The 10,970-nt window shown below is 60.2% G+C and carries 9 protein-coding genes; 4 read left to right on the forward strand and 5 right to left on the reverse strand.

Annotated features, from left to right (window positions below):
- Positions 1-90: 90 nt before the first annotated feature.
- The gene (locus tag QP381_RS02860; RefSeq protein ID WP_179370118.1) at positions 91-2,553 is read right to left on the reverse strand and encodes a (Fe-S)-binding protein; all 2,463 of its coding nucleotides are present in this window, start codon (positions 2,551-2,553) and stop codon (positions 91-93) included.
- 251 nt (positions 2,554-2,804) lie between these two features.
- Between QP381_RS02860 and purF the strand changes: the two genes are divergently transcribed.
- Positions 2,805-4,409: an amidophosphoribosyltransferase gene (gene purF / locus QP381_RS02865; RefSeq protein WP_179370320.1), complete on the forward strand. Its 1,605-nt coding sequence runs from the start codon at positions 2,805-2,807 to the stop codon at positions 4,407-4,409.
- A gap of 91 nt (positions 4,410-4,500) precedes the next feature.
- Complete coding sequence (gene purM, locus QP381_RS02870) at positions 4,501-5,691, forward strand: phosphoribosylformylglycinamidine cyclo-ligase (RefSeq protein ID WP_179370119.1); 1,191 nt, start codon at positions 4,501-4,503, stop codon at positions 5,689-5,691.
- Positions 5,692-5,978: 287 nt separating this feature from the next.
- Here the strand turns inward: purM and QP381_RS02875 are convergent, their stop codons facing one another.
- From QP381_RS02875 to QP381_RS02890, 4 genes are all read right to left on the reverse strand, one after another.
- Positions 5,979-6,245 (reverse strand): DUF3073 domain-containing protein, encoded by a 267-nt coding sequence (locus QP381_RS02875; protein WP_006680713.1) that lies wholly within the window; start codon positions 6,243-6,245, stop codon positions 5,979-5,981.
- 195 nt (positions 6,246-6,440) lie between these two features.
- Positions 6,441-6,749: a DUF3618 domain-containing protein gene (locus QP381_RS02880; protein ID WP_179370120.1), complete on the reverse strand. Its 309-nt coding sequence runs from the start codon at positions 6,747-6,749 to the stop codon at positions 6,441-6,443.
- Positions 6,746-7,174: a phage holin family protein gene (locus QP381_RS02885; protein WP_006680715.1), complete on the reverse strand. Its 429-nt coding sequence runs from the start codon at positions 7,172-7,174 to the stop codon at positions 6,746-6,748. Before QP381_RS02885 ends, QP381_RS02880 begins: the two co-directional genes overlap by 4 nt.
- 113 nt (positions 7,175-7,287) lie before the next feature.
- Positions 7,288-8,904: a hypothetical protein gene (locus QP381_RS02890; protein WP_006680716.1), complete on the reverse strand. Its 1,617-nt coding sequence runs from the start codon at positions 8,902-8,904 to the stop codon at positions 7,288-7,290.
- 283 nt (positions 8,905-9,187) lie between these two features.
- Here QP381_RS02890 and QP381_RS02895 point away from each other — a divergent pair, with 283 nt between their 5' ends.
- Both QP381_RS02895 and fucO read left to right on the forward strand, forming a co-directional pair.
- The gene (locus QP381_RS02895; RefSeq protein WP_243440769.1) at positions 9,188-9,388 is read left to right on the forward strand and encodes a bifunctional hydroxymethylpyrimidine kinase/phosphomethylpyrimidine kinase; all 201 of its coding nucleotides are present in this window, start codon (positions 9,188-9,190) and stop codon (positions 9,386-9,388) included.
- A gap of 117 nt (positions 9,389-9,505) precedes the next feature.
- Entirely contained in the window at positions 9,506-10,657 is a 1,152-nt protein-coding gene (fucO, locus tag QP381_RS02900) for a lactaldehyde reductase (RefSeq protein ID WP_040318482.1), read from the forward strand.
- Positions 10,658-10,970: the final 313 nt, after the last annotated feature.

Consider the following 10,970-nt stretch of genomic DNA (forward strand, 5'->3'; position numbering starts at 1 on the left):
TCGAAAAATTGCGAGTTTGGGCGCAAAGAAAGGTGAAAATACCCAGTCAAATACAGTCTTGGCTCGGCAGAACGGAAGAGAATAACGACCCTACTGACCGCGCTTCACGGCTTCGAGCAACATGACCGCCACGTCTTTCACCTCGGGCAGGGAAGTGGCTTCCGTCAACGTGGCGCCGTCAGCAGGTGCGCCCTGGCCAGAGGCGGACAAGAAGCCCGCCGAGGAACCGGACGCAGACCCCAGCATCTGCGAACAGAACGGGCACGCAGTGGCGACCACGTCAGCGCCTGTTGATGCTGCCTCGACAATGCGAGCATCACTAATGCGGGTGCCTCGTGATTCTTCGAACCAGGCGTGCGCGCCACCGGCACCGCAGCACATGGCGCGGTCGCGGTTACGAGGCATCTCAACAACCTCAACACCTGGGATGGAAGCGACCAGTTCGCGCGGTGGCTCGTAAACGCGGTTATGGCGACCCAGGTAGCAGGCATCGTGATAGGTGACGTGCAGGGGGCGACCCGCTTGGTCGGTATCAGACGGAGAGCCTGGAGCAACCGGCTTCAGCAGACCTTCGCGCACTAGGCGGTTCAGCAACTGGGTGTGGTGGATGACATCGAAGTGACCACCGAGCTCGGGGTACTCGCCAGCAATCGTGTTGAAGCAGTGAGCGCACGAGACAACGATCTTCTGAGCCTTCGCCTCATTCAGAGTCTCAATCGCCTGTGCGGCGAGCATCTGGAAGAGAACCTCATTGCCGGCACGGCGCGCAGCATCACCCGTGCACGACTCACCCGAACCGAGGACAGCGAAGGAAACGCCGGCAGTGTGCAATAGCTCTGCCACGGCAGCACTGGTCTGCTTTGCCTTATCGTCGAAAGCGCCCGCGCAACCCACCCAGAACAGGTAGTCAACCTCTTCAGCGCTCTTGATATCTTCGCCGATCACGGGCACGTCGAACTCCAGGTTCTTCGCCCAATCCAAACGCTTTCGTGCCGGCTGGTTGTAAGGGTTGGCCTTTGATTCCATGCCACGGAATGCGCGTCCCAGTTCGCGTGGGAATGCGGCTTCCATCAGCACTTGGTGGCGACGCAGGTCAAGAATGTGGTCGATGTGCTCAATGTCGACGGGGCATTGTTCGACGCAGGCGCCACACATCGTGCAATCCCAGAGGACTTCCTCGCTGACAACGCCGGGAACCAGTGGTCCGGCGACGTCAGTGACACCCTCAGGACCAGTTGCCCCGGACGCGGAAAGCATCTGCAGGACATCGAAGGAATGCGGGGAAGGCTCAACGCCCTTATCCAGCATCAGATCGCCGTGCTCAATCACGTCGGCAACAGTGCGGTCACCGGGGACGTTACCGTCAACAAGTTCCTGAGAGACGATCTCTTTATTTGACGCTGACTCCATGTGGTCGCGCATCGACATGATCAAAAGCTTGGGGGAGAGGGGCTTGCCCGTATTCCACGCGGGGCAGAGTTCCTGGCAACGACCACATTCCGTGCAGGCATACAGGTCAAGGCGTGCCTTCCACGACAGGTCGGTGGCACTGCCCGTACCCAGAACCGTGTCCTCGGGAAGATCTTCGAACTGTTCTTCACTGGTCACCGGCACGCCGTTGATCAGCATGTGATCGGCGGGACCAAGCGACTTTGTGCCGTCAACGTTGCGACGCGCATACAGGTTGACGATCGCAATGAAACGGTGCCATGCAACGCCCATCGACGTCTGTACGCCGATGACCATCATCCAGAGCATTGACGTCATGATCTTGACGGTCGCAACTACGGCGATCGCGTTTGCAAGACCGGTTGAGCCAAGTCCAGCCCTCACAGCAAGCGCGCCGATCCACCCGGTTAGCGGGAAGTGAACAATCAGAGGCAACGGCCATTCCTGACCCACATTGTGTTCGAACATCAGGCCGTATTCGAGGCCTCGTAAACCGATGATGCACACGCACACAATCAGAACGACCCACTCGACGAACAGCGCCTGCCATTTCGTCGACCCGAGGAAACGCGACGCCAACCCTTGCGGTGAACCGTCGCGCGGGTGCGGGCGGGACAGTGGCGCGTCGTCACCCGTCAGGGAAGCCTGATCATCATTCGACACGGCTGCCTCAGCGACACTGCCGTGGCCAGCGCGCTTGCGCACGGTCATCAGGTAGATGATGCCCAGCAGACCACCCCAGGCGAGGACCTCTGTCAGCCACTCCCACGGCGCAAAATGCCCCAGCAGCGGCAGGGCATACATCTGATCGCGCAACTGCCCATAGCCGGCAACAAGCGTGAGGAACAGCAGAGGGAAGGAGATCATCACCAGCCAGTGAGCGACCTTCACCCACGGGCGATGCTTGAACTCACGGTGAGTCAAAATCGTAGAAATCATCGACCATAGGCGCTTGCCCACCGGGCGCAGACGCCCCGGATCAGGCTGGCCCTGGTTGATCTGGCGCCAGATATGTGCGATACCGCGACCGAACGCCAGCAGGGCGAGCAGAGTCACCAGCAGGGAAAACACCCAGCACACAACACTCAGAGCAGAAGATGCCATCGAAATGATCTCCGAACGGATAGGAATCAACTGCTTTCATTGTCGCACCCACTGTCTGCACATGGCGTTGTGGGGTGCAAACGCGCGGTTTCGACTCAATATGCTCCGCTCCTCATTCGCATTTTTCGCGCGCTCACTGTTGCGAAAGATCCGGAGAGGAATGGGATGAGTTCCTCACCTCACCCGGACGCTCGTGGCACGCGCACGTCAATCTGTGAGAAGGTGAAGCCGTGATCACAGACTCGGTGAACATGGACAAGCCCCTATCCGACCAAGAGATCTTCGAAGACGACCGACCGCACGACCACTGTGGTGTCTTCGGCGTGTGGGCGCCCGGTGAGGACGTTTCGCGACTCACCTACTTCTCGCTATATGCTCTGCAACACCGAGGACAGCAGTCCGCCGGTATCGCAACCTCGAACGGCTCTCAGATTCTGGTCTACAAAGACCAAGGCTTGGTGAACCAGGTGTTCACGGAACAAACCCTTCAAGGCCTGACCGGCCACGTCGCCATCGGACATGTCCGCTACGCGACTACGGGGGCGGATACGTGGCGTAACGCCCAGCCCACGCTCGGTCCCACGCCAAACGGAACGGTCGCTCTCTGCCACAACGGCAACCTGACGAACACGACCGAACTGCGTGAGCTGGCGAAGAAAATCGCCGACGAAGGTGACGACATTGAACATGGTGCAACCACGGACACATCCATCGTCACGGCCCTTCTTGGACTGGCAGATCGTATCCCTGGACCTGTGCCGTTTATTCCTCCAGCGCTCGCCCTTGCGTCCTCCATGGACCAGGGCGATTCTGCTTCTTTTGCGCAGTCGTCGACCTTAGAGGCCGGTTCTGCTTCCTCGTCTAGCGAGGTGCCGGCACAGGGGACAACAGAAGGCTATTCGTCTCTCATCCCGGCGGCCCTGAAGGTCCTTCCACGCTTGAAGGGTGCGTTCTCGCTGGTCTTCATGGACGAGAACACGCTCTACGCTGCGCGCGACCCCCACGGATATCGACCGCTAGTACTGGGTCGCCTGTACTCCGGCTGGGTCTTGGCTTCCGAAACCTCCGCCCTTGACCTGTGCGGTGCCACGTTCGTCCGCGAAATTGAACCCGGCGAGCTCATCGCAATCGACCAAAGCGGTGTTCACTCACGCCACTTCGCGGTTAAACGCTCCAACACCTGCGTCTTTGAATACGTGTACCTTGCCCGCCCTGACACCGTCATCGGTGATCGTCAGATTGTGGCGGCGCGCCGTGAGATGGGCGCGATCCTCGCCGAAGAGTCAGGTGTCGAAGCCGATCTGGTGATCCCCACGCCTGAATCGGGCACTCCGGCCGCCATCGGCTATGCAGAGGCGTCATGTATTCCCTTCGCGCAGGGCCTCGTGAAGAACGCCTACGTTGGCCGAACCTTCATTCAACCGACTCAGTCACTACGCCAGTTGGGTATTCGCCTGAAACTCAACCCGTTGCGCGAGGTTATCGGGGGGAAGCGGCTGATCGTCATCGACGACTCCATCGTCCGCGGAAATACTCAGCGGGCCCTGGTTCGCATGTTGCGCGAGGCTGGCGCATCCGAAGTACACGTCAGAATTTCATCACCGCCGGTCCAGTGGCCATGTTTCTTCGGTATCGACTTCCCGACCCGCGCGGAACTGATCGCCTCGGCGATGAACGTTGACGAGGTTTGTGCTTCTATTGGCGCCGATTCGCTGGCATACCTGTCGATGCCGGGCATGGTTCGCGCGACTCGCCAGGGAACCGGCCTCTGTCTTGGCTGCTTCACCGGCGACTACCCCGAAACAATCCCTGCAGGCACACCTATCCCCGGCACTCCAGGGGCTATCAGTTGCTAACCGGATACGGCCTCGTGACCACGCGATGCCGGATATGCACCATGATCCTCAACCGGCCACCCCACCACCGCACCTCACCAAGGGAGCTTCGATGAGCGAGAACACCCCCCTCGACTACGCGTCAGCTGGCGTCGACACCGTGGCAGGAGACCGCGCTGTCGAACTCATGAAGGAAGCCGTGTCACGTACGCACGACGCGACCGTCCTCGGCGCAACCGGTGGATTCGCGGGCATGGTTGATGCTTCGGCGTTGCTTGGCATGAAGAAGCCGTTGCTCGCCACCTCCACGGACGGCGTTGGTACGAAGATTGCTATCGCGCAGGCCATGGACATCCACGACACCATCGGCCAGGACCTGGTTGGCATGGTCGTTGACGATATCGTCGTGATCGGCGCACGCCCCGTGCTGATGACCGACTACATCGCGTGCGGACACGTTGTCCCCGAACGTATCGCAGCGATCGTCACCGGCATCGCTCGCGCCTGCGAAGCAACCGGAACCCCGCTGATCGGTGGCGAAACCGCGGAACACCCCGGTGTCATGGAACCCGACGACTACGATATCGCTGGCGCAGCAACCGGCGTTGTTGACGCTGACATGTTGCTTGGGCCAGAACGCGTTGCTGACGGCGACGTGTTGATCGCTATGGCATCATCCGGCCTGCACTCCAACGGATACTCGCTGGTGCGTTCCGTTGTCGCGCGAACCGGGCTCGCGCTGGATGCCCACGTTGAAGAATTCGGTCGCACGCTCGGTGAAGAACTCCTAGAGCCCACGCGCCTGTACACCACGTTGTGTCTTGATCTGATTGGTCAGTTCGGCGTTGGAATGCTGGGTGAAGCTGGCGCTTCTTCGGCGGAGTCTGTGGCGGGTGCTGGCCTGACCGGCATTCACGCCCTGTCCCACGTGACCGGTGGCGGACTGGGAGCAAACCTCTCCCGTGTCCTCCCCAAGGGATCACTTGCGGACGTCGATCGCGGATCCTGGGTTGTCCCGCCGGTCTTCGACTGGGTGCGCCGTGGCGGATCCGTCAGCTGGGAAGGCATGGAAGACTCGCTCAACCTAGGCGTTGGCATGGTTGGTGTTGTTGGCGCTGAAAGTGCAGACGCTGTCATGGCTGCGACTAAGGCTACTGGCATTGATGCATGGGTTCTCGGCACCGTTCGTTCCGAAAAGAACGCTGATGACGAATCTGGCTTGACTGACGCTCGCATCATCTCTGGAACGAAGGGCGTGAACGCGGGAGCTGTTCGCCTGCACGGCCAGTACCGAATCGCTTGAGAAACTTCGTCGGAAGGTGATCGGAAGGCCAGAAGGTCCCGCTTCATCGAAAGTCGGAAGCCCTTTATTGGAAAGCTTCGCATCACCCCATACACCCTCCCATCACCTCATACAAAGAGTGCCGAAGCCCCACCCGGGGTTTCGGCACTCTTCTATTCACACGTGAAATGGGTACACGAAGACCAGCGTATGAGCTAGTCATCAACAAACCTCTTCAGTCAGCGTCGGCAATGCACCGTAGTGGCACTACGTGACACCGTGAGTTCAACGGAACGCATACGGGTGCGTCACTTGGACGGGTTGATCCAGAAGTCCTCGTCGAGCTCGGGAGATTCCTCCGCATCATCGGCGTCGGCAAAATCCGCGTATTTGGAGTAGAGGTCGTCTTCTTCGTCCTGCTTGTCCTCTGCGTCCTCGTAGTCGTACTCGTCGTAATGAGAGTGCTCAGAGGAAGCGAGCTCGCGCTGCAAAGCGTCGAGATCGGTATCAGGACTGAAATACTTCAGCTTGCGTGCGACTTTCGTCTGCTTGGCCTTTTGACGGCCGCGCCCCATGGCGTCGACCCCCTCCGCGTTGTTCGGGTCCGCGCGAGGCGGTGCCCTGGTTAATGAAAATGTGTCGTGGGAACATCATAGCGTTATTCGGGCGCAATGCTCACATGCGTCCATACCCACGGGCGCGCTTGGTTCCCCGGCGCTGCCGGCAAAAAGCCGGTTTTTCAACGAAATGATCGAATAAGAATCTGAAAATCAGTGCTTCTTACGAATGATGTTGAGAACGATCAGACCGACAACTGTGGCCGCTCCGGCCACCGCGATACCGACCTTCTTCAGGGCCTCGGGTTCGCCATCCTTGGCATCCTGAACGGTGATCTGAGCCTGAGTCTGGAAGTTGGCGAACTTTGCCTTCGCGGTTTCCTTCGTCTGATCCATGATGTACGACGGCTGAACACGACCGAAGAGCTCATCGACGGTGGCCGTCATTTCGGCGCGCGTAGTCGCCAAGTCGGCGAGAATCTGAGCTTCGGTGCGCTCGCTGGTTTCCTTGATGTCGCTCACTTGCCCAAGCCTTTCTTCAGCGCGTTGATGTCACGGGTGATGTGTTCCTTCGGATCCGGCTTGTCTGCCTGCGACTTCTTCAAGAACGAGGCACCAACAAGCGCCAAAATCAGCACGATCAGGAGCAGAATGCCGGTGGTGATGAGCGAGGCGGCCCACGCGGGAAGAGCGATTGCGATAGCGATCTCGACGGTGTGGAACACCCATCCGAGCAGGTAGAGCGCAAAAACGGCTGCAACCGCAAGCAGGACGCCACCGATGCCGATCCTCTTCACAAAGTTCTTAGCTTTGAGCTTGTTCAGCTCGATTTCGCCGTTGACCAGCGTCGTAATCTGCGAGGACAGGGTCGCAAACAGTTCCCCCATCGATGCGGGGCGAGCTTTTGCTGCCTTGGGTTCCTCGATCGGTTCGAGCGGAGTTGTCATCGGTGACGCTCGCTTCCTGAGTTCGTTTCTTGCGGTAGGTTCCGCGCTTTACTCCAGTTTCTCACGTTCTGCGCGCCCCTGCAGTCGTATGTGGTGACCGCGCAGATCGGAGCCTATTCCGGGATCACCGAACCGGGGAGCTCGTCCAAGATCTTGCGCGCTTTGTCGATGACTTCTGCCTGTTGGGGCGTGGGTGCGTTATGTCCCGTTCCGTTCGATGGATACGAGGCTTGGCCAGCATGTGAATGTGCGGCTTCGGCAAGGGCTTCTCGGCCGTTCGGCGATGCGAGCAAACGAATCGCTTGAGTGATCGGATCGGGTTCTTCATCCCGGCGGGGCAGATCGACCGGATGCGTTGAGTCGGCATCTTCGTCTGCTATCGGAGTGTCGTCTTCCTCCGGCGCATCCTCGCTTTCGTTGAGGGGTACAGACACATCGGCATCCGTTGAATCATCTTCGGGAGTAATCTCCAGATCGCCGGCTTCTTCAGCGTGCGAAGGAGTCCGAACAACCTCGCTGGTGAAAGGTGTCAGCCTCGTGAAACCGGAGTATCGCGGTTCCGCAACGGGCTCTTCAGAATCAGTGGCGTCTGCGTCATCTGTTTCCTCCTCGAGCTTCAGTTCTTCCGAATCGGGAAGTTCATCAGAAACAGTATTCGAATCCTCAGACTCAACGTCTTCGCTAAGCTCCGCAGAATCATCGCTCGTGTCCGTCTGAGCCTCTTCGGTGGCGTGATCCGTCAAAGGCCTCCACTGAATCGCAATCTGTACATCATGCTCACCATCAGCTAGCGGTTCGCTGTCCTGGGTCTGCGATGAAGAATCCTGATCCAGAGTGGAAGCCCCGGCCTCGTCCCCAGAAAGTGACATGGGCAGAGAAAACGAAACTGACGGAGAAGCCGACGTTGCCGAAACTGAAGTCGCAGGTAGAGCCGAAGGAATCGGACCTAAGTAGGTTGCGGGGTTATCAACATCCTCGCTCTGAGCCTGCTTAATCGCCTGAAGCGTCGGGTGAATAAGGTCCGCGCTCAACACCGAGTTGGCCAGCAGTACAGCACGTTTGCACGAGGCCGCGACCTGCGCATCAGCCGTCGCACAGATGACGGTCGCATCGAACTGCGTGAGACGGCTCAACAAGTCGATCGCCTCAAGCCTGAGCGGATCCGGAAGGAACGTCGGGTCATCCGCCAGAATAATGTCGCCACCAGCGATAACAGCCTGCGCCAGAAGAAGGGCGTACAGGTCAATTTTCTTCAACGAAGACGTCGGCGTATCCAACAGATCCTTCAACCCCAGAATCTGAGTAATCGAACGGAACGTCGACGCCCGCGCGCTCACCCCGGTCAGAGCAAGAGGAGCCACAAGGTTCTGGCGGACAGTCAACGACAGGTTCAACGGCGAAGACGCGGTAATCAGAGCAACCGAGGCGCTACGACCAGGCCGATTCGCGTGTCGGCTACGCACAAAAACGGCCCCAGAATCAGGCTGGGAAAACGACGCAATCACATCAAAAAGAGCCCGCGCACGCTTACCCGTCGGATCATAAATCGCGGTCAGTGAAGCCGAACGGAACCCCAAAGAAACACCGTTGAGCAGGCGAATCCCCTGATCAGACTTCGCCGTCACGTCACGCAAGAAGACGGTCACAGTTTCGCCTGGCCCTGGCGCATGATGAGACTTAGCGCTCTTGAACCAAGGTTTGCGACCGTGTACGTCGATGTCCTTTGTCATATCAGCATTGTCTCAGATTGAGGCACGTTGCCGTGCGTTTGTTGGATCAGCATGACCCCTATAGTGGGAGGCGCATACGAGCCCGAAGACGCGAATAGCCCTCGTTTCCTGCGATGCGTGAAGGAAACGCAACCAGTGACCTCGTGAATATGAAAACGGGAGCACCCAAACCCGATGAGCGCTCCCGCCTTCGCCAAACGTGGCTTAGCGAATACCTCCCCGAGCTGCCCTGCACGGTCCTCGACCCGGTCATGGTCGCGACCTCTGCCCCGTCGCGGAGCTCATCACCCCGAACCTCGCCGAGGCCACCGTCCTCCTCGAGTGCGAACGTGCGACCACCCTCGACGAGATGGCCGACCAGGCGAGGGCCCTGCGCGACCTCGGCGTGCGCCACGCCCTCGTCAAGGGCGGGCACCTCACGAAGGAGGCCACCGACGTGTTCGTCGACGAGTCGGGGACGCACCTCCTTCCGGGCCGGAATTAGGAAAGGTCCATCTTGTCATTCGGGACTTCGGTGCCTGTTCCCTCGAAAACCTCCGCTACTATCCTGGATGGCGAGCGCGTCGGCGCTCCTAGAAAGGACCAGTTCAAGGAGGAACAGATGAGCCACAGGATGATCCTCAACCAGACCGGATACTTCGGTCGAGGAGCCATCTCGAACATTCCCGCGGAGATCACCGCACGAGGCCTGAGCAAGGCCTTCATCGTGACGGATCCCGTCCTCGCCGACAACGGTACGGCCGCGCGGATCACCGATCTGCTCGACGGCGCAGGCATCGCCTGGCAGATCTTCTCCGACGTCGTTCCGAACCCTCCCATCGAGAAGGTCCAGGCGGGACTGAAGGTCTTCCGCGCGTCCGGTGCCGACATCCTCATCGGTCTGGGCGGAGGCTCCCCGCAGGACACCTGCAAGGCGATCTCCGTCATCGCGACGAATCCGGAATTCGAGGACGTTCTCTCCCTCGAGGGCCTCTCGCCGACGAAGAACCCCGGAGTCCCGATTATCGGCGTCCCGACGACCGCGGGCACCGCTTCCGAGACGACGATCAATTACGTCATCACCGATACGGCGAACAAGCGCAAGTTCGTCTGCGTCGATCCCCACGACATTCCGGTGATCGCGGTCGTCGACCCCGACCTCATGGACGGCATGCCGCGCTCCCTCAAAGTCGCGACGGGTCTCGATGCCCTTACTCACGCCATCGAGGGCTACATCACCCCCGGCGCGTGGGAACTCTCCGACGCGCTGTGCCTCAAGTCCATTCAGATGATCGCGAAGAACCTTCCGGCTGCGGCCGATGGCGACGAGGACGCGGTCGAGCAGATGGGATTGGCCGCCTACATCAATGGCATGGCCTACTCGAACGTCGGCCTAGGCCTCGTGCACGGCATGGCGCACCCGCTCGGCGGGCGCTACAATGCGCCCCACGGTCTCGCCAATGGGATCCTCCTCGCGCCGATCATGGCCTACAACGCCGAGTACACCGGTGAGAAGTACCGCGACATCGCCGAGGCATTCGGCGTCGCGAACGCCCAGACCATGCCCTTGGAGGAGGCGCGCGCGGCCGCCGTCGACGCGGTCTCCGCGCTCGTCGTCGGCCTGGGGAATCCGACGAGGATCTCCGAGATCGGCGTCGACGAGTCCGGCATCCAAGGACTCGCCGACGACGCCTTCTCGGACGTGTGCACTCCCGGCAACCCGCGTCCCGCGACTCGAGAGGACATCGAGGCCCTCTACCGTTCTCTGCTGTGAGCGCGAATCCTTCATTCGTCGTTCGATGAGCGGGCATCGGGCTCTGCGGGCCCGAAGAAGGGCGCATGGCGCGGGCGATTCCCCACGGGGAACCGCCCGCGCCATCGTGTTCGGACCTCGTTCTCGTCGACGAGGCGCCGGGGCGGGAGAGGACGCTCAGTCGCCCTTGCGCGCGCCCACGAGACCCGCGACGAGGGAGGAGACGAGCGCCGTGATGATCGCGCCCGCGACTGCCGTCCTCGAGGTCGCGAGGGCGTTCGTCGGTGCGTGATAAGCCAGCGGGGCCGTCGATGCAGTGATGCTCCAACGGCCC

The organism is Pauljensenia sp. UMB6358 (genome assembly GCF_030216865.1).
GTDB classification, from domain to species: domain Bacteria; phylum Actinomycetota; class Actinomycetes; order Actinomycetales; family Actinomycetaceae; genus Pauljensenia; species Pauljensenia turicensis_A.

Coding starts and splice junctions, on each gene's coding strand:
- purF (WP_179370320.1), top strand. CDS start 2,805: ATGGACAAGCCCCTATCCGACCAAGAGATCTTCGAAGACGACCGACCG.
- QP381_RS02890 (WP_006680716.1), bottom strand. CDS start 8,904: ATGACAAAGGACATCGACGTACACGGTCGCAAACCTTGGTTCAAGAGC.
- QP381_RS02885 (WP_006680715.1), bottom strand. CDS start 7,174: ATGACAACTCCGCTCGAACCGATCGAGGAACCCAAGGCAGCAAAAGCT.
- fucO (WP_040318482.1), top strand. CDS start 9,506: ATGAGCCACAGGATGATCCTCAACCAGACCGGATACTTCGGTCGAGGA.
- QP381_RS02875 (WP_006680713.1), bottom strand. CDS start 6,245: ATGGGGCGCGGCCGTCAAAAGGCCAAGCAGACGAAAGTCGCACGCAAG.
- QP381_RS02860 (WP_179370118.1), bottom strand. CDS start 2,553: ATGGCATCTTCTGCTCTGAGTGTTGTGTGCTGGGTGTTTTCCCTGCTG.
- purM (WP_179370119.1), top strand. CDS start 4,501: ATGAGCGAGAACACCCCCCTCGACTACGCGTCAGCTGGCGTCGACACC.